This window comes from Albimonas sp. (genome assembly GCF_055129145.1).
In genome coordinates this window covers 14547-38760 of the sequence record NZ_JBSRTQ010000008.1, presented here as the reverse complement: position 1 = coordinate 38760, position 24214 = coordinate 14547, and the positions used below count along the sequence as shown (strand labels likewise).

Genomic DNA, 24214 nt, shown 5'->3' with positions numbered 1-24214 from the left:
CCGTCGCGCTCAGTCCCCGTCGCCGGGGACCAGCACGATGCGGGTTCCGGTGGCCGCGTCCACAGCCTCGCGCCCATAGAGCATCGGCACGTATTCCCCGCGCGACCATGGCCCCGAAAGGTCGTCGTAATGCGGCGAGCCCGGGACGCCCGACTGTCCCGGCGCGTTCATGCAGACCGAGGCGTCCCAGTCCCCCACATCCACCACGAAACGGACCGAGGCGCCGTGGGTCACCCGGAAATCGGACCCCCGATAGGCCGCGTGCATCACCGTCGAAGCCCCGCCGGGTTTCTTGAGCGGCCCGATGTCGAGGCCCTCGTCGAGGCCCGAAAGCGGATGCTCGAAATAGCCGTGATGCAGATCCCCCCAGGCCCAGGCCGCCGGATCGGGGCCGAGCAGGGTCTTCAGGTCCTCGAAAGCCGCGGCGAGCGTCCGGGTCAGCAGCGCGTCGCGCGCCGTGGTCGGGTCGTCGCCGAACCGCGCGTCCGGGGTCTCCAGCGCCAGCAGAATGCCCTCCGCGTCGCCGGGCTGGAACAGCGGGCGCAACGCGGGGTCCGAGACGACCGTCTCGAAGAGCGCGGGCTTCAGGCGACGGGTCCACCAGACCTCGACCAGCGCGCCGGCGGCGGTGTCGACGGTGAGCCGCCCGTCCCAGGCCGCGATCATCGCGCGCGGCTCGGCGATGGCCGGGTGCGCGGGGAGGTTCGCCAGCAGGCGCGCGAGGCGCAGCCCCGGCTCCGACATCACGTCGGTCTGCAACGCGGTCGAGGCGGCGACGTCATGGGCCGGGTCCCCCGCCAGCACCTCGGCGATGCGCCGCGCGCGGCTCGCCTCCAGCCATTCGTGGCCGACCAGGGTGGCCGCGTGGTCATGATCCGCGGGCAGGTTGAACTCGTTGGCGCTGCGCACCCAGCCGCGCTCCGGGTTCTCCTGCGCCGGCAGGTCGTCGAGCGGATGGAACCCGTCCCAGACGTCGCCCGCGTCGCCCGAGACCGGCAAGAGCCCGTCATGCCCGCGCCGCCGCGGCGCCATCCCCGCCGGCTGCAGGCCAATGGCGCCGTTCGCGTCGCCGTAGACATGGTTGAGCGAGGGGGTCGCGAAGCGCCGCAGCCCCTCGCGGAATTCGGCGAAGGTCTTGGCGCGCATCGTGGTCAGGCCGCCGAGATAGGCGGCCGTTCCGGGCTCGGTCCACACGGTGCGCAGCGCGTAGACCCGGCCGTGGGCGTGATCCTCGTGCAGCACCGGGCCGTCGCTTGTGAAGGCGAGGGCGCGGGCGACGGGGGCGTGGCCGCGGACCTCGAAGGTTTCGTCCACCCGCTCGATCCGCTCGGGACCCTCGGGGGAGACCAGCGCGTCGGGCGCGCCCGGCGCGAGGCTGCGGATCACCACATCCTCCTGATCCGTGCCGAAAATCGTCTGGGTGAAGGCGGCGTGGCCGTTATGGCCCATGGAGATCCCGGGCATCGACGGCTCGCCCGCCCCGATCACGTCGAGCCCCGGCGCGGTCAGATGCACCAGGTAGCGCAGGGAGGGCAGCGCGTGCAGGCGATGCGGATCGCCCGCCACGATCGGCCGCCCGGTGGTGGTGCGCGCGCCGGCCACCGCCCAGTTGTTGGAGCCGGTCCAGGTCGCGTCCGCCACCACGCCGGAGAGATCGTCGACCGCGGTCCAGCGGTCCTCCTCCGCCATGGTGGCGGCGAGCCGCTCGGGATCGAAGGTCGCCGGCGCGGTGGCGAGGCGGAAGCGGTCGAGCGCCTCCAGCGGGATTTCGGAGAGCGGCGCGCCGGCGGGACCGGGAACCACGGGCGGCTCGAGGTTCTTGCGCAGCAGATCGGCCTCAGGGCTTTGCGAGGCGAGGATCCTGGCGCGATGGATTTCGGACAAAGCGTTGCGGCCCAGCGCGTGGGTGCGGATGCGGACCACATCCTCGGGCGCCCAGGGCTCGGGCGCGGTGTCGGTCAGCGTGAACTCGGGCGGCAGGGGGGCGCGACCGTCGGCGGTCATCGCGGCATAGGCGTTGATCCCCTCGGCGAAGGCCGCGCAGATCGCCTCCGACCCCGGGCCGTAGGCCGCCCATTCCGCCGCCATGTCGCCGCGGTAGAGGAAGGCGCGCGCCGCCCGGTCCTGGGCCAGATATCCTGGCCCGAAGCTCGCCGCCAGCCGGCCGAGCCCGCGCTTGCGCCAGAGGTCGATCTGCCAGAGCCGGTCGCGCGCCGCGTTCCACCCTTGCGCGAAGAACAGGTCCCGCTCGGACGCCGCCCGGATATGCGGGATGCCCCACCGATCGACCCTGATTTCGGCTTCCGCCCCCAGCCCCGTCAGCGTTTCGCGCCGTTCCGTCATCGTCTCGCCTCCCTTGGTTGGGCCGACATTAGGAATGGACATGCCGGCATGCAATACGGTTGAATTGCATGGCGCTCACCGCAGGAGGAGACCCCCCATGAAGCACGACATGAGCATCGCCTGGCCGGGCGGCGCCAGATGCGCCGTGATGATCACCTTCGACTTCGACGCGGAGACCCTCTGGACCTCGCGCGACGACCGCAACTGGAACCGCCCCGGCGTGCTGAGTCAGGGCCGCTACGGCTCCAAGGTCGGCGTGCCCAAGATCCTGGAGATGCTGTCGGAAACCGAGACCCCCGCGACCTTCTTCGTCCCCGGCTGGACGGTGGAGAACCATGCCGACCGGGTGGAGATGATCCTCAAGGAAGGTCACGAGGTCGGCCATCACAGCTACTCGCACAAATGGGTGTCGGATGACCCGGCGGCCGAGGCCGAGGAATTCGAGAAGGGCCTCGATGCGCTCAAGCGCGTGGTGGGCGTGACGCCGAAGGGGTTCCGGTCGCCCGCGGGCGAGGTCTCGGCCGGGCTGCTCGCGACGCTCTCGAAGCACGGGCTGCTCTACGACACTTCGCTGATGGACGACGTGAACCCCTACCGGCATGTGCTGGCCGATGGCGCGCCGGGGCCGATCGAGCTGCCCTGGCACTGGAGCCTCGACGACGCGCCCTTCGCGCTGTTCTCCATCGCCAGCCCGCGGCCGATCTTCACCAATTCGCATATCCTGGAGATCTGGAAGGCGGAGTTTCAGGAGATCTATCGCTGGGGCGGCCTGTTCGATCTGGTCATGCATCCGCAGATCAGCGGCCGGCCGAGCCGGATCGCGCTGGTGCGCGAGATGATCGCCTGGATCCGGACCTTTCCCGACGTCTGGATCGCCACCGGGGCCGACATCGCCGAGGCCTGGTCGAAAACCGAGACCAAGGCCTGACCTCAGCCGCCGAGCGCCGCCGCCGCCGCCATGGCGAGCGGCGCGAAGCGGGCGCGGAACCCGTCCACGGTCCATTCCGACAGCGAACCCGCGATATGCACCGCGCCCACCGGCACGCCGCTGGGCGCGACGATGGCGGCGGCGAGCGCCACTTCGCCCTGCAGCGCCTCCTCGTCGGTCCAGGCGTAGCCGAGCGCGCGCGCCTCCTCGATCCGGGCCTTGATCCCGTCGACCGAGACGATGGTCTTGGGCGTCAGCGGCTTGATGTCCGACCGCGCCAGAATGTCGTCCACCGCGTCGTCGGGCAGATGCGCGAGGCAGGCCCGTCCGCCGCTGGTGGCGAAGGTCGGATGCCGGCGACCGGCGAGCGTGGCGTAAAACGTCTCCCGCTTGCTCTGCAGGCGGGCGGCGTAGACGGTGGTCAGCTGGTCATGCACGGCGTCGAAAAGGGACAGGTCCACCCGTTCCTCCGCCGCGCGGCGCAGGTCCATCAGCACCGGCATCGCCCGCTCGATCAGCTCGTTGGAGCGGGAATAGTCGAAGGACCGGTCGAGAAACTGGCGGCCCAGCGTCAGGCGCCCGTTGTCCGCCTGCTCGAGATAGCCGCGGCTCAGCAGCGTCTGGCCGATGCGCTGGGCGGCGCTGCGGTTGATGCCGGCGGCCTGCGCGATCTCGCCCAGCGACTTGGGGCGGGGCGAGTCCGCGAAGGCCTCGATCACGTCGAGCGCGCGGGACACGGACTGCAGCAGCAGGCGTTCGTCGATCTTGGGAAATCGGCTGGGTTGGGTCATCCGCGTCGGTCAAATCCTGGCGCAACCGGCGCGCTCGCCGGAACAGCCGTCCTTCTAGCATGGCGGCCGAGGGAGGAAACACCTGCCATGGCGGCGCGCCTTCAGCCCGGATCGGCGGGGGCGGCCTCGGCGGGGACGGCGTCCAGCGGCGCGCCCAGATAGGCCTCGATCACCGCGGGGTTGTTCACCACCTCCGACGGCGTGCCTTCGGCGAGTTTCCGGCCCGCGTCGATCACGATGATCCGGTCGCAGACGGTGGTGACCGCCTTCATGTCATGCTCGACCAGCCAGACCGTCGCGCCCGCCTCGCGCACGTTGCGCAGGCATTGCATCATCTCCTCGGTCTCGAACGGGTTGAGCCCGGCGCAGGGCTCGTCGGCGAGCAGCAGCACGGGCCGCGTGGCCACGGCGCGCGCGATCTCCAGCTTGCGCAGCTCCCCTACCGTCAGCGCGTCGGCGCGGCGGGCGGCGAGGTGCTCGATCCCCGCGACGCGCATCGCGTCGCGCGCCGTCGCCTCGATATCCACCTTTTCGGGCTTGCCGAACATCGCGCCCACCGAGACGTTCTCCAGCACCGACAGCGCCCGGAAGGGTTTCGCGATCTGGAAGGCCCGCGCCATGCCGGCCTGATTGCGGCGGTGGATCGGCACGCCGTCCAGCGATTCGCCCCGGAAGGTGATCTCGCCCGAGGTCAGCGGCAGATAGCCGGTGATCAGGTTGAACAGCGTCGATTTTCCAGCGCCGTTCGGCCCGATCAACCCGTAGATCGCGCCCTCGGGGATGTCGAAGTCCACGTCGGCGATGGCGGTCACGCCCTGAAAGCGCTTGGTGACGCCGCGACCCGAAAGCAGCATCCTGCTCATGCCCCGCCCTCCCTGCGCTTGAACCGGCGCCCGAGGTCCGAGACCGCGCGAAGAATCCCGCCGGGCATCAGCAGCACCACGCCGACCACCAGCGCCCCGGTGATCATCAGATGCACGTCGAGGAAGCGCGACAGCAGCACCTGGGTCAGGAACAGGATCAGCGCCGCGCCGATGGTCGGCCCGAAGAGGGTGCCGATGCCGCCGATCAGGCAGAACACGATCATGTTCAGGCTGAAATCCATGCGGAACACGCTGTAGGTGGTGAAGTAGCCGAGCGAATAGCCGTAGATCGCCCCCGCGATCCCCACCAGCGTCGCCGACAGCACGAAGGCGGCGATCTTGTAGCGCTCAGTCGCGACGCCCAGCATCATCGCGGTGTCCTCATCCTCGCGGATCGCCAGCAGCGCGTAGCCGAAGCGCGAGCGCTTCAGCGCGAAGGCGACCAGCAGGCAGATCCCCAGCAGGGCGGCGAAGAGGTAGTAGAAGAACTTCTCCGGCGCCATGCCCTCGGGCGCGGGCGAGGGCAGGAACACCCCGACCCCGCCCTGGAAGACGGGGACGTTGTTGACCAGCTCCGACACCACCTGACTGACGCCGAGCATGGCGATGGCGAAGTAGATGCCGCGCAGGCGCAGCAGCGGATAGGCGATCAGCAGCGCGAAGACGCCCGAGGTCGCCGCCCCCGCGACCACCGGCATGACCATCGCCCAGGGGCCGGTCGCGCCCTGCCCGAAGGCCATCCCCCAATGCGCCGCCGCGAAGGCCCCGATGCCGATGGAGACCATGTGCCCGAAGCTCCAGTACCCCGCGAAGCCGCCGAGCAGGTTCCACGCGGTGGCGATGGCCGCCGAGAAGAAGAAGAACTGCAGCACCCGGATATGGAACGGGCCCAGCGCCTGCGGCAGCAGCGCGACCGCGATCACGGCGAGGATCGCCAGACCGATGGCGAGCGGAGAAAGGGGGCGCTTCATCGGGTCTCTCCATAGGCGGCGCCGAGGATGCCCTGCGGGCGCAGCAGCAGCATCGCGACCAGCACGAGGAACATCATGGCCTGGGTCAGGGCCGGGCCGATATATTGCGCGGTGAAGGCGTTGATCAGGCCGAGCAAAAGCCCCCCCACCAGCGCCCCCGCCGGGCTGCCGATGCCGCCCAGCACCACCACCACGAAGGCGTTGAGCGTCCAGGCGACCTCGGTCGCGGCCGAGAAAGGCTGCACGATGCCGATGATCGCGCCCGACGCGCCGGCGAGCGCCGCGCTGATCCCGAAGGTCAGCCCGTGGATCCGCCCGACATTGAGCCCCGACAGCGACGAGGCCAGCGGCTGCTGCGCCACCGCGCGCATCGCCCGGCCGAAATGGGTGCGCGCCAGCACCAGGGTCAGCCCGAGCAGGATCAGCATGCTCGCCCCCAGCGCCGCGAGCCGCACCGCATCGACCCGGATCGGCCCGATGGCGACGCTGACGAAGCTGTAGGACGGGGTGATCGCCTGCACGTCCGGCCCGAACCACAGTTGCAGCAGGTTGCGCAGGATCATCGCCATGCCGAAGGTCACCACCAGCGACGCCTCGACCGAGGCGCGCGAGATCGCCCAGTGGATGATGGTGCGCTGATAGACGTAGCCGACGGCGAACAGAGCCGCCCCCACCGGGATGATGCCCAGCAGCGGATCGATGCCGAAGCCGTCGTAGAGCAGCAGGGCCAGATAGGCCCCCGCCACCACGAACACCCCATGGGTCAGGTTGACGATCCCGATCACCCCGAAGATCAGCGAAAAGCCCACCGCGGCGAGCGAGAAGATGCCGCCGAGCACGAGGCCGTTCAGGGCGGTCTGCAGGAAAAGGTCCATGAAGCCTCGCTGGGAGGCGCGCGGGCGGGGCCGCGGCCGGGGCGTTGGGAAAGGCGCGAAGCGGGCGGCGGGTCCGGCCCGCCGCCCGAGGGGCCGCGCTCAGGCGCGCTCGGCCCAGGTCGGGACCGGGTAGATCGGCGTGGCGCTGGCGCTTTCGGGGGGCGAGATGATCTTCAGCGCCCCGTCCTGGCGCTGCATCAGCTTCGGCCCCATCAGCGCCGCGTCGCCGTCGCCGTCCGCGGTGAACTTCACCGGCCCGTAGAACGACGAGAAGTCGAGCGCCGCCAGCGCGTCGCGCACCGCATCGAGCTCGATGGTCCCGGCGTTCTTCGCCGCCTGCAGATAGCTCACGATGCACACCGCGCCGGACGCCATGTGGTAGACCAGCTCCCGCTCGAAATTCGCCCGGTAATAGGCGGCGAAATCCCCCGCCGTGCCGAACCAGTCGCCCTTGAACGGCGCGCTCTCGTCCCAGTAGGTCTGCGAGACCACGCCGTCGGCGTAATTCCCCAGCGTCTTGCCATAGGCCTCGGTCTGCGGCCCGAGCGTCTGGTAGAGCATCGGCACATCGGTCTGCGACGAGATCATCTGCCGCGCGATCAGGATCGAGGTCTGGTCATGCGTGGTGCAGATCAGCACGTCCGGCGTCTCGGCCCGGATCGAGGACAGCACGTTCGACACGTCGCTGACCCCGGCCGGCAGCGCGATGAAGTCGAGCACGTTGATGCCCGCGGCCTCGCAGCTCTGCTTCGCGCCGGTGGCCTGGAAGGTGGAGAACGGGTCGTTGGTGTAGATGATCGACACCGAGCGGACATCGGGCGACAGGCTCTCGAACATGTTGACCGAGGACACGAACTGCCGCGTCGCCCGCGGGAAGATGCCGAAGACGCGCTTGCGCCCCTGGGTGAAGATCAGGTCCGACCCGCCCCCCGCCTGCACCATGATCCGGCCCGCGGCTTCGGTGATCGAGCAGGTCGGCAGCACGATCGAACTGCCGAAGGACCCCAGGAAGAAGCCCACCCCCTCGTCCACCTGGCGCTGGATCAGGGTGGCCGCGCGGGTCGGGTCGGAGGCGTCGTCGAAGAGGTTGAGCTCGACCCCGTAGGTCTCGCCGCCGATCTCGACGCCGCCCATCTCCTCGTTGACGAACTTCACCGCCGTCTCGTAGCCGCGCAGGACGTTCTGCCCGGTCTCGGCCGCCTGCCCGGTCATCGGGACCGAACCGCCGAAGATGATGGTCTTCGCCTGGGCCGAGGCGATGCGCGGCGCGGCGAGCATCGCGGCCGCCGCGGCGCCGGTTTTCAGAAGCGTGCGTCTGTCCATCGTGAGATCTCCGTAAGGTCCGGGTTGCAGCGGGTCAGGCCGCTCCGAGATAGGCCTGTTTCACGCGAGGATCGTTCAGCAGCGCCGCCCCGGTCCCGTCCTGCGCCACGCGGCCCTTTTCGAGCACGTAGGCGTGGTCCGAGACGGCCAGCGTCTGATGCAGGTTCTGCTCGACGATCAGGATGGCGATGCCCTGGGCGTTGAGCGTGCCGATCAGGCGGAAGATGGTGGAGACGAGGATCGGGCTGAGGCCGAGCGACGGCTCGTCGAGCACCAGCAGCCGGGGCCTGGTCATCAGCGCCCGACCGATGGCGAGCATCTGCTGCTCGCCGCCTGACAGGGAACCGGCGTTCTGGCCCCGCCGCTCGAGCAGCCGGGGGAAGAGCGCGTAAACCTCGTCGAGGCTTGCGGCCGCCTGCGCGCGGGCGCGGGCCACATGGCCGGGGATCAGCAGATTGTCCTGCACGGTCATGTGCTGGAACACCTTGCGCCCCTCGGGCACCAGGGCGAGGCCGCGCTCCACCACCTCATGCGCCGGCATGCCGGTGATGTCATGGCCGTCGAAGGTGATCTTTCCACGGCTGGGGCGCAGGGCGCCGGCCACGCATTGCACGGTCGTCGTCTTGCCGGCGCCATTGCCGCCGACCAGCGCCACGACGCCGCCCGCGGGCACGACGAAGCCGCAGTCCTGGACCGCCTCGACCCCGCGATAGTCGTAGGCGAGGTGCTCGACCGTCAGCAAGGGCGTGCCCGCGGCGGGCGACCCGGCGGCGTGCGGTGCGGTGTCGGACTCGGTGGAAGCCATGGCGTTCGGCGCCTTCCCTATCGCGGTGCGATGCGGTTGTAGCGTTCAACGTGCAGGGTGCGGCGCAACATGTCAAGCGAGCCGCCGGCCGGCGCGCCGCCCGCTCCGGGCCGGTGAGGATTTGGGAGAGGGCGCCGGCGGAACCTTCGACGCGCAAACTCCGAGGCAGGTCGGCCGACGGGCCGACCCGCTCAGGATCTCATCGAAAATCGCGCTTACGCGCGCGGCAGCGAAAAATGCCGGCGCAGCAGGGCGGCGTTGCGCCGGTTGGCCTTGAAGCCGAAATCGAACAGGTCGCCGACCAGCGGAACCGCGCCGATCACCGTGTCGATGGCGATGTTGAGCCCCATCCGCGCGACCAGCCCCCAGGGCGCGCCGGCCTCGCGCGCCGTGGCGACGATCCAGGCCGAGGCCGCCAGCCCCGCGGCGTCGCCCAGCCCCGGAACAAGCCCGATCAGGCCGTCCAGCCCGAACCGGTAGTCGGTTCCCGGCAGTCGAAACCGCGCGTCGAGCCAATCGGCGACGCGCTCGATCCTCTCGACCGCGCGCGCCTCGCGCGCGGTCATGGCGCCGACCGGATCGGCGAAGCGGGGGGAAGAAGTCACGGCGCGCGCTGCGTTCAGCGTCGGGCGATGATCCACACGGCGTGAACCACGCCGGGGATGTAGCCGCAAAGCGTCAGCAGAATGTTCAGCCAGAAATGCAGGCCGAGCCCGACCTGCAGGAAGACGCCCAGCGGGGGAAGCAGGATCGAGAAGATGATGCGGACAAGGTCCATGTCGTTCGCTCCGGATCAGTCCGGGGCGGTGCATGCCCCTCGCATCAGCTAGGCCGCCGTCGCCGACGGGCGAGCATTGCGGCGCAAATGCCATGATCTCGGTCGACGCGGGCGGCCCAAGCGGCGCGCTCCAGGCATCGATCCCCGCCGGCCAGGGGCGCGGGCCCCGAACCCGACGCCGCGTGCGGGCGCGTCGCGGCCGAATCCGGCCGCCATCGCCCCACGCCGATGCCGCGCTCAGGGGGCGGCGCGCTCGCCGAGCACGTTCACGAAGGCCAGCTGGCGCGGGTGAACTGCGCCAGCGCCATGTCGGGATGGGCGATGGCGAGCTCGCGGCGCTAGAGGCCGCTCATCGCCGTCAGCCGATCGCCCTCGGACAGGTCGGGCCGGGCCTCGGCGTCGATCTGGCCGGACCGGGCCCGTCCGGCCAGCGCGTCGCGCAGCGCCCGGGTCACGGTCTCGGTCGCCACCGCGCGGCAGTTGGCGGCGAGCGCGACCGAGGACGCTTCCGGATCGCCGATCTCGCGCAGATAGGACACCAGCTGCGGGGTGGCGCGTTTTTCGCCCGCGTTGCCCCAGCTGCGACGCACATGGTTGGCGATGACGGCGATCTCCGCGTCGCTCAGCACGTCGACGACGTTGTGCGGCGCCTCCGCCGCCACGCCGCCATTGCCCACCAGGCTCGCGGACACCCCCGGCGCGCCCTGCCCGTCCGCGCCATGGCAGGTCTCGCAGTTCGATGCGAAGACGCTCGCGCCCAGTCGGGCCTGCGCTTCGCTCAGCGGCTCGACCTCGGCCTCGCCGCCCTCGGCCTCCGGCTGGCCGGTCAGCATGTCGGCGGCGACCGCGGCGACGTCGTCGCGGGCGACCTTGGACAGGCTGTCGGCGACCTGGCCCATCGCGCCGAAGGCCGGGAAGTCGCCGGCATGGCCGCCGCTGAGGAACGTGGTCAGCCCGTCCTGAACCCATTTGATCAGCACCGAATTCGGGCCGCGGCTGATGGCGGGCGCGAACCATGGCCCGGTCCGGGCGCCCTGGAAGCGCTTCGTCTCGATCTGGGCGCGTTGCGCGGCGTGTGGCACGCGCGGCAGTGGGCCAGCGCCGTCACGATATAGGCGCCGCGATCGACCTGGTCGCTCTGCCCGGGATCGGGCTGGAACCGGCCTTCTTCGAAGAACATCGCCTGCCAGACGCCGACCGCGGCGCGGATGTCTTGGGGGAAGGGCGGCTGCACGACCTTCACCTTGTCCTCGGCCGGGGAGAGGCCGGAGATGAACGCCCAGATCGCCGCCGCATCCGCGTCGGTCAGCTTGGTCAAGGCGGAACAGGGCGTCGCGGGATAGAGCGGCGCGCCGACGTGGTCGAGGCCCTGACGCAGCGCGCCGGTGAAATCCTCCAGCGTCCAGCCCTTGATCCCGGTTTCGTCGGGGGTGATGTCGGGGCTGACCAGTTTTCCGAACGGCGTGTCGAGCGTGAGGGCGCCCGAACAGGGCTGCCCGCCCGGCTTTCGCGTCGCCGCCGGGTCAGGCGGGGCCGAAGAAGTCGGGATGCTGGGCGACGATCTCGGGCAGACGCTCGATGGTGCCCGAGAGGTGGCGGCGCATGGCGTCGGCGGCGTCGTGACGTGCGCCGGCCTCGATGGCGTCGAGCACCGCGGCGTGGCCCTCGATCACCGAGCGCATCTTGCTTTCGCGCGGCAGATCGAGCGCCCGGACCCGCGCCATCTGGCTGGAGCGATCGGCGACCAGCCCGTGCAAGGCCTCCTGCCCCGCGGCCACGAACAGCTCCCGGTGGAAATCTGCGTCGAGCTGCCGGAAAAGCTCGATCTGCGCCAGGTCGTCGGCCAGCGCCTGCTGCATCTTCAGGATGCCGCGGGCCTTCAGCAGAGGCGACTTGTCCGCCGCCCCCGCCAGCGCGTTCACCACCTCGCACTCGATCCCCGTGCGCAAAAAGTTCTGCTGGCGCAGGCGGGCGGGGTCGATCAGCGTCACCTCGGTGCGCGACTGGCGGAAGGTGGCGACCAGCCCGACCTGTTCGAGCTGCTGGAGCGCCTCGCGCACCGGCGACTGGCTGACCCCGAAGGCCGCCGCCAGTTCGGGCCGCGACAGGCGAGTCCCCGGCGGCAGCTGCAGGGAGACGATCCGCGCGCGCAACGTCTCGTAGACCAGCGCCGAGGCCGGCACATGCGCGTTCGGCAGCGGCGCCTCCGCCTCCGCCCCCGCCCGCTTGCTCAGATCCTGGATCGCCTCTCTCCTCACATCAGCGCCCGCGGCAGCGTGGTGGACAGCGCCGGGAACACCGCCAGCACGATGAAGAAGATCGCGACCGCGAGAAAGAAGGGCGCCGAGGCGCGGGTGTAAGCGCCGGTCTTCACGTCGAGAATGCCGCAGACGGTGAACATGATCACCCCCACCGGCGGGGTCAGCCCGCCGAGATTGATCAGCAGCACGATCAGGATGCCCATATGGATCGGGTCCCAGCCCGCGTCCACCAGCATCGGCATCACGATGGGGGTGACCAGCAGGATGTTCGCCGCCCCCTCCAGGAACATGCCCGACACCACCAGCAGGGCGACGACCAGCGCGAGGATCATGTTGGGGTCGGAGGTCAGCGTGGTCACCGCCTCGGCGATATGCTGGGGCGCGCGTTCCAGCGTGATGGCGTAGCCGAGCACGCCCGCCATCATGATCAGCAGCATGATCATGCCGAGGTCGTGGACCGTGGCCATCAGCGCCTCGCGCATCTTGGCGAGGCTCAGCTCGCGGTAGATGAAGGCGCCGATCAGCATGGCGTAGAACACCAGGAAGGCTCCGGCCTCGGTCGCGGTGAAGATGCCGAAGCGGAAGCCCACGATCAGGATCACCGGGAACATCAGCGCCCAGACGCTTTCGCGGAAACTGGCCCAGAGCGCGCGGAATGTCGGCGGTTCCGCCAGATCCGCCCCGTAGCCGCGTTTGCGCGCCACCAGCCACACCGCGATCATCAGGGTGGCGGTCAGCAGGATGCCCGGCGCCACGCCGGCGAGGAAGAGGCGGCCGATGGAGACCTCGTTGATGAAGCCGAACAGGATCAGCCCGATGGACGGCGGGATGGTCGCGGTGATGATCGACCCGAAGGCGAGGATCGCGGCGGACGTCGCCGGCGCATAGCCTTGCCGCGCCATGGCGGGGCCGAGCAGCCGGCTCTCCATCGCCGCATCCGCCACGGCGGATCCCGAAATGCCGCCCATCATGAAACTGAGCACGACGGAGACCTGCGCGAGCCCGCCGGCCATCCACCCGGTCAGCAGCCGCGAAAACCCGATCAGCCGGTCGGTGATGCCGGTCACGTTCATCATGTTGCCGGCGAGGATGAAGAACGGCACCGCCAGCAGCGGAAAGCTCTGCGTCGTCGCCACCATCTTCTGGATGGCGACGGCGGGGGGCATGGTCCCGGTCAGCACGAAGACCGGGATCGCGGCGAGGCCGAGCGCGAAGGCGACGGGCTGGCCCATGAACAGGAACAGCGCGAAGAGGCCGGAGATCAGCAGCAGCATCAGAGCGCCTCGGCCGGGACGGCGTCGTCGGGCTTGACCACGTCGCCGCCGACGATGAGCCTCCCGAGGTTGACCAGCATCGTGCGCTCCAGCAGCACGAAGCCCGCCACCATCGCGGCATGCAGCCAGGAGCCGTGCATCTGGGTGGCGCCGAACAGGCGCGGGTGCATCAGGATCATGTTTCGCCAGGCGTGAAAGATGAGGAAGGCCAGCAGGATCGCCAGCACCGCGTGGTTTAGGATGGCCAGCCGACGCGCGGCCCGGGGGCTCAGCGCGTCGACGAGGAACGAGAGGCCGAAATGCCGGTCCTGCTGCAGGGCGAGGTCGGCGGCGAAGATGCAGAGCCAGACGAACAGCAGCTGCGCGATCTCCACCGACCAGATGATCGGCGACCCATAGGCGCGGGCGAGCGACGCCCCCGCCACCAGCACCACGATGACGACCAGCAGGAGCAGCGCGCACCAGCCTTCCAGCCGGCGCACGCCCTGGTCGATCCGCTTGAGCGCGCTCAGCATGGCGCGCGGGTCCGTCCTGCGGTCACCATCGCCCCCTCACTCGGCCAGCACGCGCTTCACGATCGCGGCTTCCTTCTCGAGGTTCAGCTTGCCGTAGACGCCTTCGACCGCGGCCTTGAACGGCGCGAGGTCGATCTTGTCCACCGCGACGCCCGCGGCGGCCACATCGCCCAGCGCCTTGTCGCCGAGCTCGATGGTCAGGCCGGAGGCGTAGCGCCCGTCCTCGACCGCGAGATCGCGCACGATCTTCTGGTTTTCGGCGGAGATCTCGTCCCAGGTCTCGGCCCCGATCACCAGCGCGGTGACCAGCTGGATATGCCCGGTGAGGGTGACGTGCTTCACCACCTCGTAAAGCTTCGCGCCCCAGATCGCGGTCGGCTGCGCCTCGGCCGCGTCGAGCGACCCGAGCTGAAGCGCCGAATAGACCTCGCCCCAGGCGATGGGGGTGGGCTCGGCGCCCATGGCGCGGATGGTCTCGATCCAGATCGGGGCGCCGATGGTGCGCATCCGCACGCCCTTGAGGTCGGCCGGGGTCGTCACCGCGTTCTGGGTCAGCGCATGGCGGGCGCCCTGATACCAGTTGGAGGCCAGCATCACGAGGCCGGCCTTCTCCTTCAGCTCGTCCCCCCAGCCGAGATATTCCTTGGACAGCGCGAACTTGTCGGCCTGCTCGTAGGTGTCGAAGAGGAAGGGCGCCGACATGATCGCCAGCGACGGCACGAAGGACGACAGGCGCGCCACATCGGTCACCGTGCCGACATTCGCTCCGGCGCGGGCCTGGTCCAGCATCTCGGTGGTGTCGCCGAGCTGGGAGTTGTGGAAGACCTCCACCACCACCTCGCCCTTGGTCGCGGCCTCCACATCCTTGGCGAATTTCTCCAGCCCCTGGCCCATCGGGTCATGGGGGGCGAGCACGGTGCCGATGCGCAGCGTGGTCTCGGCCTGGGCGTGGGGGCTGAGGGCGAGGCCCCCGACGGCGATGGCGACGGCTGCGGCGAGGCGCAGCGCGGCAAATCTTCCTGGGGCGTTCCCGGACATGTCTCTCTCCCTGGCGGTGCTGTCGGCCTGATCGACCAACTAATATTTCAGTTGTGTTGAAACACTAGATACGCCATGGATTGCCTGTCAATACGTTTCTGGCCCCTGCGTCAGCGCGCAAGAGGGAGGAGCCCCGGGTGAACCAGCGCCGCGAGATGCCCCAGCCGACCGCGCCCACAGGCTTCAGGCCGATGACCGACGCCTGCGCCGATCTGGGCGAAAGCCCGGTCTGGCGGGCGGAGGACGCCACGGTCTGGTGGGTGGACGTCGAAGGCTGCGCCCTGCTGCGCACCGACGCCAACGGCCGCACGCAGCGCTGGCCGACGGCGGAGCCCGCGGGCTTCGTGCAACTCGACGACGCGGGCGCGCCTGTGGTGGGGATGGAGACGGGGCTTTTCGGCTTCGACGAGGCGACGGGGACCTTCGCGCTGATCGCGCCCATCGACGAACCCGGCCGGCGCTGCAACGACGCCTGCGTGGACGCGCTCGGCCGGCTGTGGTTCGGGACCATGGACAAGGAGAACCTGCGCCCGAACGGCGCGCTTCACGTCATGGGCCCGGACGCCACGCCGCGCCGGGTGCTTGACGGGTTCCGCACGATCAACGGCCTCGCCTGGGACACGGGGCGAGACCGTCTCTTCGTCTCGGACTCCCACGCCTCCGTGCAGACCGTCTGGACTTTGACCCTCGCGGCCGGCGGCGCGCCGGAGCTTGCGCGGACGCCGGAGGTCTTCGCCCGCTTCCACGCCCTGCCCGGCCGCCCCGACGGCGCTGTGATGGATGCGGAAGGCTGCGTCTGGCTCGCCGGCGTCGGCGGCGGGGAGCTCTGCCGCTTCGCCCCCGACGGCGCGCTTCTGACCCGCATCCCCACCCCGATGAGCCACCCGACCAAGCCCGCCTTCATCGGCGCGGGGCTGACGCATATGGCGCTCGCCTCACGCAGGGGCGACAACGGGGGCGGGCGGCTTCACGCCTGGGACATGGGCGCTGCGCCCGGCCTGCGCGGCGCCACCGCCCCGCGATGGCGCCGCGGCGCCGCACCGAATTCACAGGCCGCGCAGACGGCCGGCAGGGAGACCAAGGCATGACCGCACGCAAGACGCCCGAGGATCTGCGCAGCGCCCGCTGGTTCGCGCGCGACGACCTGCGCAGCTTCGGCCACCGCTCGCGCATGATGCAGATGGGCCTGGGACCCGAGGACTGGGCCGGCCGGCCGATCATCGCCGTCATCAACACCTGGTCCGAGGCGCAACCCTGCCACCTGCATTTCCGCGAGCGCGCGGCGGACGTGAAACGCGGCGTCCAGCAGGCCGGCGGGCACCCGATGGAGCTCCCCGCCCTCTCGCTCTCCGAAAGCCTGGTGAAGCCGACCACCATGCTCTACCGCAACATGCTGGCGATGGAGACGGAGGAGCTGATCCGCTCCCACCCCATCGACGGCGTGGTGCTGATGGGCGGTTGCGACAAGACCACGCCGGGTCTGGTGATGGGGGCGATCTCGGCCGGCGTGCCGATGATCTTCCTGCCCGCCGGGCCGATGCTGCGCGGGAATTACCGGGGGAAGGCGCTGGGCTCGGGGTCCGACGCCTGGAAATACTGGGACGACCGGCGCACCGGCAAGATCGGGGCGGAGGAGTGGCAGGAGATCGAGGGCGGCATCGCGCGCTCCTACGGCCACTGCATGACCATGGGCACCGCCTCCACCATGACCGCCATCGCCGAGGCGCTGGGGCTCTGCCTCCCCGGCGCGTCCTCGATCCCCGCGGCGGATGCGAACCATGTCCGCATGTCCGCCGCCTGCGGCCGGCGCGCGGTGGAGATGGTGTGGGAGGATCTGCGCCCCGCCGCCATCCTCACCCCCGCCGCGGTGCGCAACGCCGCGGTGGTGGCGATGGCCATGGGCTGCTCGACCAACGCCGTGATCCACCTGATCGCGATGGCGCGGCGCGCGGGCGTGCCCTTCGGGCTCGACGATTTCGACGCGCTCGGGCGGACCACGCCGGTGATCGCCAACATCCGCCCCTCCGGCGACCGCTACCTGATGGAGGATTTTTATTATGCCGGCGGGCTGCGGGCGATGCTGCGCGAGCTCGGCGACCTGATCGACCCGACGCCGCTGACCGTCTCCGGCCGCCCCATCGGCGAGGGGCTTGAGAAGGCCGTCACCCACGACCCCGACGTGATCCGGCCCCTGACCAACCCCATCTACCACGAGGGCGCGCTGGCGGTCCTGCGCGGCAACATCGCCCCCAACGGCTGCGTCATGAAACCTTCGGCCTGCGCGACCGAGCTGCTGGTCAACGAGGGCCGCGCGCTCGTCTTCGACAGCTACCCGGAGATGAAGGCCGCCACCAACGACGAGACCCTCGACGTCGAGCCGAACGACATTCTCATTCTGCGCAACGCGGGCCCCAAGGGCGGGCCGGGGATGCCGGAATGGGGAATGCTGCCGATGCCGATCAAGCTGCTTCGGCAGGGCGTGAAGGACATGCTGCGCCTGTCGGACGCGCGGATGTCGGGCACCTCCTACGGGGCCTGCATCCTGCATTGCGCGCCGGAAAGTGCGGTGGGCGGCCCGCTGGCGCTGGTGCGGACCGGCGACCGCATCCGGGTCGACGTGCCGGCGCGGCGCATCGACATGCTGGTGACGGACGAGGAGCTCGCGCGGCGCCGCGCCGCCTGGACCCCGCCCACGCCGCATTATCCCCGCGGCTACGGCGCCATCTTCGCCCAGCACGTCACCCAGGCGAACGAGGGCTGCGACTTCGACATCCTCGAAACCCGCGCCGGCGCCGACATCGCCGAGCCCGACATTTTTTGAACGGCGCCCCGCGCCCGCCCCGACAGGAGCCCCCCATGAATCCCGAAACCCGCGAGAAGCTGAGCGGCGTCACCTGCGCCACGCTCACCACCGCCCTCTTCAAACGCGGCCTGCGCAACGTCTTCCTGCGCGACGTGCATCCCGTGGACTGGAAGGGCCGCAACATGGTGGGCCCGGCCTTCACGCTCCGCTACATCCCGGCGCGGGAGGATCGCAACGGCCTCGACGTGTTCCTCAACCCCGAACACCCGCAGCGGGTGGCGATCGAGACCTGCCCCGAGGGGCATGTGATGGTGATGGACAGCCGCTGCGACGCCTCCGCGGCATCGGCCGGCGACATCCTGATCCGGCGCCTGATGGTGCGCGGCGGGGCCGGCGTGGTGACCGACGGCGGCTTCCGCGACAGCCCGGCCATCGGGCGGCTCGACATCCCCGCCTATCACCACCGCCCCTCGGCCCCCACCAACCTGATGAACAACGAGGCCATCGAAATCAACGGCCCCATCGGCTGCGGCGGCGTGCCGGTGTTTCCGGGCGACATCGTCGTGGGCGATGGCGAGGGCGTGGTGGTGATCCCCTCCGGCATCGCCGACGCGGTGGCGCAGGAGGCGATCGACATGACGCTCTTCGAGACTTTCGTGGCCGAGCAGGTGGATGGCGGCCGCAGCATCATCGGCCTCTACCCGCCGACCGACCCCTCGGTCCAGCCCGCGTTCCGGGCCTGGGCGGCGGCGCGCGGCGCGGACTGAGCCCTCCGCCGCAGGGGCGGGCGAAAGGGCGGGCGCCTCCGCCGAGAGCGGGCGGCGCCGGGGGCACGGCACGGCGCGCCCCTGCGCCACATCGAGGCTCGCCGCCTCCGGAACCGCGTCCCGGCCGGCGCTCCGCCAACGCCCGCCCCAGCGCGGCGAAGCATCGGCCAGCGCCATTTCCGCGCCCGGCGCCCCGGCGCGGACCGAGACGTCCGGCGCGCCGCGCCCCCGCGCCGGGGCGATATGGTGGTTCAGGGCGCAAAGCCGGCTGCGGTCCGCGTCGCGGATCCGGGGCTGGCAGCGCTCGGGCGGCGCGACCGGCACGTCATCGGCGTCGGCGTCGGCGTCGGCGTCGGCGATGATGATGCCCGCATCGCGCAACTGCGCCGCAGCGTCGGAGCCCTCGCTCCATCCGCCGACCAGCTCGGCATTGCCGCACGCGAAGCCGACGAGAGGCTTCGCCGGGTCGACCCGGTTCGGCCGCGTCCGGGTCGAGCGCACCCAGATATGCCGGCGATCGGCGAAGCGTCGGCCGCGCATTGGGTTCGTCGTCCGTGCCAAAGGCGAAGCGGATGAATCGGCGTCGGTGAAATCGGTCGGTGAAATCGGCGGCGCGAGGGACCATGGCTTGCGCCGCAACCCGCCCTCCCGGCAACCGCCCGGCGGTCAGCGCGAAAACCCCTCCGGCTCCCGCCGGTCCGCGTTGGGCGAGACGCCGAAGCGGGCGCGATAGGCCCGCGCCAGCGACGCGCCGGAGCCGAAGCCGGTCGCCGTCGCCACCTCCAGCACCCGCATGTCGGTCTGGCGCAGCAGCTCGCGCGCCCGCTCCAGCCGCAGGCGCAGGTGGCAGGCGGCGGGGGACTCGCCCAGGCGGTCGCGGAACAGGCGCTCCAGCTGGCGCACCGACAGGGCGGCCGCTTCGGCGATGCGGTCGGGGGTCAGCGGCTCTTCAAGGTTGCGCTCCATCAGCTCCAGCGCCGCGGTCAGGCGCCGGTCGGGGCGGCCGCGCAGCGCGGGGAACCGGCCCTTCTGGCGCACGCCGGGCCCGCGCATCCCGTCCTGGATGAACTGCCGCGCCACCGCCACCGCCAGGTCCTGTCCGTGGCGCGAGGCGATCATGTCGAGCATCATGTCCATCGCCGCCGACCCGCCGGCGCAGGTGATCCGCCGGCCGTCGATCTCATAAAGGTCGTTGGAGACCTCGATATGCGGAAAAGTCTCACGGAAAGCCGGCGCGGCCTCCCAATGCAGGGTGACGCGCACATCATCGAGCAGGCCTGCCCGCGCCAGCAGCCAGGCTCCGGTGTCGAGCGCGCCCATCACCGCGCCGCGCCGCGCCAGCCGGCGCAGGCCCGCCAGCAGCGAGGGGGCGGCGTGATCGTCAGGGTCGAAGCCGGCGCAGACGAACAGCATCGGCAGATCGCCCGCGTCCTCCAGCGTGCCGTCCGACATCACCGTCAGGCCCGACGACGCCTCCACCGCCGCGCCGTCGGCCGACAGCACGGTCCATTCGTAAAGCCGCTCGCCCGCCAGGCGGTTGGCGACGCGCAAGGGCTCGGTCGCCGACATGAAGGCCATCATCGAGAATTGCGGCGCCAGCAGGAAGCCGATGCGCTCGGCCCCCTGCCCCGCGTCCGGCCCCGGTCCCGGCGCCGCGATCAGGCGACCCACCACCGCTCGATGCATTTCCAGCCGTCCAGCGAATTGGCGCTGGAGACCTCGTCTTCATGGGCGATGCGGGCGTTCCGCGCATCGATGTAGTTGGCGTAAAGCGGGATGATGGTCCCCCCGTCATCCGACACGATATGCTGCATCTCGCCATAGATCTCGGCGCGCTTGGCCTCGTCGAGCTCGGCCCGCGCCTCCAGCAGCAGCGCGTCGAAGCGCGCGTTCTTCCAATGCGCGTCGTTCCACTTGGACCCCGACGCGTAGACTTGGGAGAACATCCAGTCCTCGGTCGGACGCCCGGCCCAGTAGGCGGCGCAGAACGGCTTCTTCAGCCAGACGTTGGACCAGTAGCCGTCGTCGGGCTCGCGGATCACGTTGATCTCGATCCCGGCCTTCGACGCGCTCTCCTGGAACAGCGTCGCCGCGTCGACCGCGCCGGCGAAGGCGGAGTTGGCGGCCGAAAGGTCGATCTTCAGCCCGTCATGCCCGGCCTTCTTCAGCAGGCTCCGCGCCTTCTCCGGATCATACGCCCGCGGCTTGAGATCCTTGGCGAAATAGCGGTTGGCCGGGGTTATCGGGCTGTCGGCCCCGACCGAGCCATGGCCCTGCAGGATGGTCTGCAGCAGCGCCTCGCGGTCGACGGCGTATTTCAGCGCCTGGCGCACGGCGACGTCCTGGAACGGGGCGGTGTCGCACCACATCGGGAAGGTGAAATGCTGGGTGCCCGGCGTCTCCTCGATCACGATGTCGGAGGCGCGCCTGAGCAGCGACATCGACTTGATGTCGACGTTGGAGATCGCGTCGACCTCGCCGGTCGCCAGCGCGTTCATGCGGGCGGCGGGGTCGCGGATCGAGATCAACTCGACGTCGTCGAAATGCGCCCGGCCGTCCTTCCAGTAGTCCGGGTTGCGCTTGAGCACCATGCGCACGCCCGGGTCGTGGCTGACGAACGCGTAGCCGCCGGTGCCATTGCAGGCGTCCCAGTCGATCTTCCCCTCGGAGGCCTTGCCGATCACCAGATGATAGTCGGTCAGGATGAAGGGGAAGTCGGCGTTGCCCTGGTGCAGCTCGAACACCACGGTTTTCGCGTCCGGCGTGCGGATCTCGGCGATGGGGGCGACGATGCCCTTGGCGGACGAGGTCGAGCCCTCGCCCCGGTGATGGTTGATCGAGGCGGCGACGTCTTCCGCCTCCAGCGTCGCGCCGCTGTGGAAGGTCACGCCGTCGCGCAGGCGGAACGTCCAGGTCTTCGCGTCGGGCGAGGCCTCGAAGCTTTCGGCCAGTTCCGGGATCACGGCGCCGGAGGGCGCGACCTCGGTCAGGTTGTTGTAGACCGCGCCCCAGAGGCCGAGGTTGATGATCGCCGAAGTGCCCCAGGTGGCGGGGTCGTGGCTGTCGGAGGTGTTGCCGGACGCGACCAGGCGGAACGTGCCGCCCTTCTTGGGCTCGGCCGCGCGGGCGCGGGGGGCGGCGGCGAGCGCGAAGACCGCGGCGCCCCCGGCGAGCACGGCGCGGCGGCTGGGCGCGGGGGTCGGCAGGATCAGCTTGGACATGGGATCGCCTCTCTGTTCGAACGTTTCAAAGATTTTTCGGGGGGGTTCAGGCCGGAAAACGGCCTTCGGCCATGCGCACCAGCGCCGCGCAGATTGCAGCGAAGCTTTCGGCGGCGCGGCGCGACATGTGGCGGGCCCGCAGATAGCCGTGGACGAGCTGGGGCTCGTTGCGCAGTTCGGCCGGGACGCCGGCCTCGGTCAGCCGCGCGACCCAGTCGGCGCCGTCGTCGCGGATCGGATCGATGTCGGCGGTGACCACGAAGGCGGGGGGCAGACCGGCGAAATCCGCGGCGCGCAGCGGCCCCATGTCGGGGTCGGCCCGCTGGGCTTCGGTCAGCACGCCGCCGGTGCGGATGCCGGCATAGGTCTCGCCCTCCTTCGTCTTCAGCAGGGGCGCGTCGGCGTTTTCGATGTAGGAGCCGCGGGTGCGGTCGCCGCCGAGGCCGGGATAGATCAGCACCTGGCCCATCGGCGCGGGGGCTCCGGCCGCCTTGCGGCGCAGGACCAGCGCGCCGGTCAGGTTTCCGCCGGCGCTGTCGCCGGCCACGATGACGGGGCGGCCCCCGGCGGCGACATGAAGGAACGCCGCCTCCACATCGTCGCCCTGCGCGGGGTGCCGATGCTCGGGCGCAAGGCGATAGTCGACTGCCACCACCTCCAGCCCGGTCAGGGCCGCGATCCCGGCGCAGGCGTCGTCATGGCTCTCCAACCCGCCCAGAACAAAGCCGCCGCCATGGGCGTAAAGCACCATCGGCCCGGTTCGATCCGCGCCCGGCGTCAGGTAGCGCCGGCAGGAAATTTCGCGGGCGGGGGCTTCGGCGGAGACGGCGAAATCCTCGGTCATCAGGCCCTCGGGGCGCGGCTCGCGGAAATCCTCGGCCATGCGGTCGTAGAGGCGGCGATTGTCCTCCAGCGACATGGCGTAGGCGTCCGCGGGATAGGCCGCGAGCGTCCGCTCGATGAACGCCACGACCTCGGGATCGGTGGGCATGGGATGGGAGTGGGGCATGTCAGGCACCTGTCGCGAGAGGGGTCGCCCGGGCGGCGCGGGCGGCAAGCAGACGGTCGAGCCAGGTCGGGTCCATCTCCGGCGCGGATTCCATCAGCAGGCGCACATAGGGGTCGGAGGGCCGGTCCAGCACCTCGTCCTTCGGACCCGAGGCCACCACCCGCCCGTCCTTCATCACCACCACGTCGTCGGCAAGCGCCCGGACCGTGGCGATGTCGTGGGTGATGAACATCATTGTCAGCCCGCGTTCCCGCTGCAGGCGGTCGAGCAGGCGCAGGATCTCCTCGGCCACCACCTGGTCGAGCGCCGAGGTGACCTCGTCGCAGATCAGGAATTCGGGCTCGGAGGCGAGCGCCCGGGCGATGGCGACGCGCTGCTTCTGCCCGCCGGAAAGCTCGCCCGGCAGGCGGTCCAGATATTCGGCGGGGTCCATGTCGATCTCGCGCATCAGCGCGTGCAGCCGCGCCTCGCGCGCCTTTCCCGTCAGGCCCAGATGGCGCTTCAGCGGCCGGCCCAGCGCGTCGCGCACCCGGACCTTGGGGTTGAGCGCGGTGTCGGCCATCTGGAAGATCAGCTGCACCTTGCGCAGGTCCTCATGGCTGCGCGCCCGGAAGGCGGGGGCGAGGGGGACGCCTTTCAAAAACGTCTCGCCCGCCCGCTGGGGGAGCAGGCCCGAAAGCACGCGGGCGAGCGTCGATTTCCCGCTGCCGCTTTCCCCGATCACCGCCAGCGTGCGCCCGGGCTGCATCGCCACGTCGACGCCATGCAGCACCGGGGCGGCCTCGCCATAGGCCGCGACCACGCCGCGCGCCTCGACATGCGGCTCGGCGCCCGGGGCCGGGGCGGGCTTGGGATCGGCCCGGAATGCGCGCACCGCCCAGAGCGAGCGGGTGTAGTCGGCGGTCGGCGCCGACATCAGGGCCGCGGTCTCGCCCGTCTCGACCACGCGTCCATGCCGCATCACCATGATGCGGTCGGCCATCTGCGCCACCACGGCGAGGTCGTGGGTGATGTAGATCGCGGCGGTGTCGAGTTCCGACACCGCGTCGCGGATCGCGGCCAGCACCTCGACCTGGGTGGTGACGTCGAGCGCGGTGGTCGGCTCGTCGAAGACGATCAGGTCGGGGCGGGTGATCATCGCCATCGCGGTCATCGCGCGCTGAAGCTGCCCGCCCGACACCTGGTGGGGATAGCGGCGCCCGATGGTCTCGGGGTCCGGCAGGCGCAGGCGGGCGTAGAGGGCGACGGCCTCGCGCTCCGCCGCCTCGCGCTTCATCAGGCCGTGGCGCAGCGGCGCCTCGATGGTTTGCTCCAGGATCGAGCGGGCGGGGTTGAAGCTCGCCGCCGCCGACTGCGCCACATAGGCGACCCGCGCGCCGCGCAGGCGACGCCGCGCATCCTCCGGCAGCCGGGTCAGGTCCTGACCGTCGAAGATCACCGAGCCTCCGGCGATCCGGCAGCCGTCGCGGGCGAAGCCCATGGCGGCGAGGCCGAGCGTGGATTTGCCGGCCCCGGATTCGCCGATCAGCCCCAGCACCTCGCCCCGGGCGAGGTCGAGGCTGACGCCCTCCACCAAAGTCGTGGTCGCGCGGCGGGGGCCGGCGGTGATGGTCAGGTCGCGGATGCTGAGCAGCGGGGAGGTCATCGCC

23 protein-coding genes are annotated in these 24214 nt (G+C 70.7%); 4 read left to right on the top strand and 19 right to left on the bottom strand.

Going from position 1 to position 24214, the window contains the following annotated elements:
* Positions 1–9: 9 nt before the first annotated feature.
* Positions 10–2343, bottom strand: a complete 2334-nt coding sequence (locus ACTB72_RS02650; protein WP_463035434.1) for a penicillin acylase family protein — start codon at positions 2341–2343, stop codon at positions 10–12.
* Positions 2344–2440: 97 nt separating this feature from the next.
* Here ACTB72_RS02650 and ACTB72_RS02645 point away from each other — a divergent pair, with 97 nt between their 5' ends.
* Positions 2441–3271 (top strand): polysaccharide deacetylase family protein, encoded by an 831-nt coding sequence (locus tag ACTB72_RS02645; protein ID WP_463035433.1) that lies wholly within the window; start codon positions 2441–2443, stop codon positions 3269–3271.
* A gap of 2 nt (positions 3272–3273) precedes the next feature.
* On the opposite strand, the gene ACTB72_RS02640 is transcribed toward ACTB72_RS02645, so the two are convergent.
* The 14 genes from ACTB72_RS02640 to ACTB72_RS02575 form a co-directional block, all read right to left on the bottom strand.
* On the bottom strand, positions 3274–4062 hold the full coding sequence (locus tag ACTB72_RS02640; RefSeq protein WP_463035432.1) for an IclR family transcriptional regulator: 789 nt from the start codon (positions 4060–4062) through the stop codon (positions 3274–3276).
* Between the two features lie 101 nt (positions 4063–4163).
* The gene (locus tag ACTB72_RS02635) at positions 4164–4925 is read right to left on the bottom strand and encodes an ABC transporter ATP-binding protein (RefSeq protein ID WP_463035431.1); all 762 of its coding nucleotides are present in this window, start codon (positions 4923–4925) and stop codon (positions 4164–4166) included.
* Complete coding sequence (locus ACTB72_RS02630; RefSeq protein ID WP_463035430.1) at positions 4922–5896, bottom strand: branched-chain amino acid ABC transporter permease; 975 nt, start codon at positions 5894–5896, stop codon at positions 4922–4924. Before ACTB72_RS02630 ends, ACTB72_RS02635 begins: the two co-directional genes overlap by 4 nt.
* Entirely contained in the window at positions 5893–6771 is an 879-nt protein-coding gene (locus ACTB72_RS02625; RefSeq protein ID WP_463035429.1) for a branched-chain amino acid ABC transporter permease, read from the bottom strand. Before ACTB72_RS02625 ends, ACTB72_RS02630 begins: the two co-directional genes overlap by 4 nt.
* A gap of 99 nt (positions 6772–6870) precedes the next feature.
* Positions 6871–8094 carry an amino acid ABC transporter substrate-binding protein gene (locus ACTB72_RS02620; protein ID WP_463035428.1) on the bottom strand — a complete coding sequence of 408 codons (1224 nt, stop codon included), beginning with the start codon at positions 8092–8094 and terminating at the stop codon, positions 6871–6873.
* Positions 8095–8128: 34 nt separating this feature from the next.
* Positions 8129–8899, bottom strand: a complete 771-nt coding sequence (locus tag ACTB72_RS02615; RefSeq protein ID WP_463035427.1) for an ABC transporter ATP-binding protein — start codon at positions 8897–8899, stop codon at positions 8129–8131.
* 215 nt (positions 8900–9114) lie between these two features.
* The gene (locus ACTB72_RS02610; protein ID WP_463035426.1) at positions 9115–9504 is read right to left on the bottom strand and encodes a DUF4112 domain-containing protein; all 390 of its coding nucleotides are present in this window, start codon (positions 9502–9504) and stop codon (positions 9115–9117) included.
* Between the two features lie 14 nt (positions 9505–9518).
* A complete protein-coding gene (locus ACTB72_RS02605) occupies positions 9519–9677 on the bottom strand; it encodes a YqaE/Pmp3 family membrane protein (RefSeq protein WP_463035425.1) in 159 nt (52 codons plus the stop codon).
* Between the two features lie 338 nt (positions 9678–10015).
* Positions 10016–10657 (bottom strand): c-type cytochrome, encoded by a 642-nt coding sequence (locus tag ACTB72_RS02600; RefSeq protein WP_463035424.1) that lies wholly within the window; start codon positions 10655–10657, stop codon positions 10016–10018.
* Positions 10651–10995 (bottom strand): hypothetical protein, encoded by a 345-nt coding sequence (locus ACTB72_RS02595; protein WP_463035423.1) that lies wholly within the window; start codon positions 10993–10995, stop codon positions 10651–10653. Before ACTB72_RS02595 ends, ACTB72_RS02600 begins: the two co-directional genes overlap by 7 nt.
* Before the next feature lie 205 nt (positions 10996–11200).
* Positions 11201–11935 carry a GntR family transcriptional regulator gene (locus ACTB72_RS02590; protein WP_463035422.1) on the bottom strand — a complete coding sequence of 245 codons (735 nt, stop codon included), beginning with the start codon at positions 11933–11935 and terminating at the stop codon, positions 11201–11203.
* Positions 11932–13212, bottom strand: coding sequence for a TRAP transporter large permease (locus ACTB72_RS02585; RefSeq protein ID WP_463035421.1), 1281 nt, complete (start codon positions 13210–13212; stop codon positions 11932–11934). Before ACTB72_RS02585 ends, ACTB72_RS02590 begins: the two co-directional genes overlap by 4 nt.
* On the bottom strand, positions 13212–13727 hold the full coding sequence (locus ACTB72_RS02580) for a TRAP transporter small permease (RefSeq protein ID WP_463035420.1): 516 nt from the start codon (positions 13725–13727) through the stop codon (positions 13212–13214). The genes ACTB72_RS02585 and ACTB72_RS02580 overlap by 1 nt, the downstream gene beginning before the upstream one ends.
* A gap of 36 nt (positions 13728–13763) precedes the next feature.
* Positions 13764–14765 carry a C4-dicarboxylate TRAP transporter substrate-binding protein gene (locus ACTB72_RS02575; RefSeq protein WP_463035419.1) on the bottom strand — a complete coding sequence of 334 codons (1002 nt, stop codon included), beginning with the start codon at positions 14763–14765 and terminating at the stop codon, positions 13764–13766.
* Positions 14766–14902: 137 nt separating this feature from the next.
* Here ACTB72_RS02575 and ACTB72_RS02570 point away from each other — a divergent pair, with 137 nt between their 5' ends.
* From ACTB72_RS02570 to ACTB72_RS02560, 3 genes are read left to right on the top strand one after another with little or no spacing between them, the layout of a single operon-like run.
* Positions 14903–15853 (top strand): SMP-30/gluconolactonase/LRE family protein, encoded by a 951-nt coding sequence (locus ACTB72_RS02570; protein ID WP_463035418.1) that lies wholly within the window; start codon positions 14903–14905, stop codon positions 15851–15853.
* The gene (araD, locus tag ACTB72_RS02565; RefSeq protein WP_463035417.1) at positions 15850–17586 is read left to right on the top strand and encodes an L-arabinonate dehydratase; all 1737 of its coding nucleotides are present in this window, start codon (positions 15850–15852) and stop codon (positions 17584–17586) included. The genes ACTB72_RS02570 and araD overlap by 4 nt, the downstream gene beginning before the upstream one ends.
* A gap of 35 nt (positions 17587–17621) precedes the next feature.
* Positions 17622–18335 (top strand): ribonuclease activity regulator RraA, encoded by a 714-nt coding sequence (locus ACTB72_RS02560; RefSeq protein WP_463035416.1) that lies wholly within the window; start codon positions 17622–17624, stop codon positions 18333–18335.
* Between the two features lie 666 nt (positions 18336–19001).
* On the opposite strand, the gene ACTB72_RS02555 is transcribed toward ACTB72_RS02560, so the two are convergent.
* Genes ACTB72_RS02555 through ACTB72_RS02540 form a run of 4 tightly spaced genes read right to left on the bottom strand, consistent with a single transcriptional unit; the run spans position 19002 to position 24210 of the window.
* On the bottom strand, positions 19002–20021 hold the full coding sequence (locus ACTB72_RS02555; RefSeq protein WP_463035415.1) for a GlxA family transcriptional regulator: 1020 nt from the start codon (positions 20019–20021) through the stop codon (positions 19002–19004).
* Positions 19994–21556, bottom strand: coding sequence for an ABC transporter substrate-binding protein (locus ACTB72_RS02550; RefSeq protein WP_463035414.1), 1563 nt, complete (start codon positions 21554–21556; stop codon positions 19994–19996). Before ACTB72_RS02550 ends, ACTB72_RS02555 begins: the two co-directional genes overlap by 28 nt.
* Before the next feature lie 46 nt (positions 21557–21602).
* Positions 21603–22565, bottom strand: a complete 963-nt coding sequence (locus ACTB72_RS02545) for an alpha/beta hydrolase (RefSeq protein ID WP_463035413.1) — start codon at positions 22563–22565, stop codon at positions 21603–21605.
* 1 nt (position 22566) lies between these two features.
* Complete coding sequence (locus ACTB72_RS02540; RefSeq protein WP_463035412.1) at positions 22567–24210, bottom strand: ABC transporter ATP-binding protein; 1644 nt, start codon at positions 24208–24210, stop codon at positions 22567–22569.
* Positions 24211–24214 lie beyond the last annotated feature (4 nt).

Excerpts from the sequence above, each read along its gene's own strand:
- ACTB72_RS02650 (WP_463035434.1), bottom strand. The coding sequence starts at position 2,343 with ATGACGGAACGGCGCGAAACGCTGACGGGGCTGGGGGCGGAAGCCGAA.
- ACTB72_RS02645 (WP_463035433.1), top strand. The coding sequence starts at position 2,441 with ATGAAGCACGACATGAGCATCGCCTGGCCGGGCGGCGCCAGATGCGCC.
- ACTB72_RS02640 (WP_463035432.1), bottom strand. The coding sequence starts at position 4,062 with ATGACCCAACCCAGCCGATTTCCCAAGATCGACGAACGCCTGCTGCTG.
- ACTB72_RS02635 (WP_463035431.1), bottom strand. The coding sequence starts at position 4,925 with ATGAGCAGGATGCTGCTTTCGGGTCGCGGCGTCACCAAGCGCTTTCAG.
- ACTB72_RS02630 (WP_463035430.1), bottom strand. The coding sequence starts at position 5,896 with ATGAAGCGCCCCCTTTCTCCGCTCGCCATCGGTCTGGCGATCCTCGCC.
- ACTB72_RS02625 (WP_463035429.1), bottom strand. The coding sequence starts at position 6,771 with ATGGACCTTTTCCTGCAGACCGCCCTGAACGGCCTCGTGCTCGGCGGC.
- ACTB72_RS02620 (WP_463035428.1), bottom strand. The coding sequence starts at position 8,094 with ATGGACAGACGCACGCTTCTGAAAACCGGCGCCGCGGCGGCCGCGATG.
- ACTB72_RS02615 (WP_463035427.1), bottom strand. The coding sequence starts at position 8,899 with ATGGCTTCCACCGAGTCCGACACCGCACCGCACGCCGCCGGGTCGCCC.
- ACTB72_RS02605 (WP_463035425.1), bottom strand. The coding sequence starts at position 9,677 with ATGGACCTTGTCCGCATCATCTTCTCGATCCTGCTTCCCCCGCTGGGC.
- ACTB72_RS02585 (WP_463035421.1), bottom strand. The coding sequence starts at position 13,212 with ATGCTGCTGCTGATCTCCGGCCTCTTCGCGCTGTTCCTGTTCATGGGC.
- ACTB72_RS02580 (WP_463035420.1), bottom strand. The coding sequence starts at position 13,727 with ATGCTGAGCGCGCTCAAGCGGATCGACCAGGGCGTGCGCCGGCTGGAA.
- ACTB72_RS02575 (WP_463035419.1), bottom strand. The coding sequence starts at position 14,765 with ATGTCCGGGAACGCCCCAGGAAGATTTGCCGCGCTGCGCCTCGCCGCA.
- araD (WP_463035417.1), top strand. The coding sequence starts at position 15,850 with ATGACCGCACGCAAGACGCCCGAGGATCTGCGCAGCGCCCGCTGGTTC.
- ACTB72_RS02560 (WP_463035416.1), top strand. The coding sequence starts at position 17,622 with ATGAATCCCGAAACCCGCGAGAAGCTGAGCGGCGTCACCTGCGCCACG.
- ACTB72_RS02555 (WP_463035415.1), bottom strand. The coding sequence starts at position 20,021 with ATGCATCGAGCGGTGGTGGGTCGCCTGATCGCGGCGCCGGGACCGGGG.
- ACTB72_RS02550 (WP_463035414.1), bottom strand. The coding sequence starts at position 21,556 with ATGTCCAAGCTGATCCTGCCGACCCCCGCGCCCAGCCGCCGCGCCGTG.
- ACTB72_RS02545 (WP_463035413.1), bottom strand. The coding sequence starts at position 22,565 with ATGCCCCACTCCCATCCCATGCCCACCGATCCCGAGGTCGTGGCGTTC.
- ACTB72_RS02540 (WP_463035412.1), bottom strand. The coding sequence starts at position 24,210 with ATGACCTCCCCGCTGCTCAGCATCCGCGACCTGACCATCACCGCCGGC.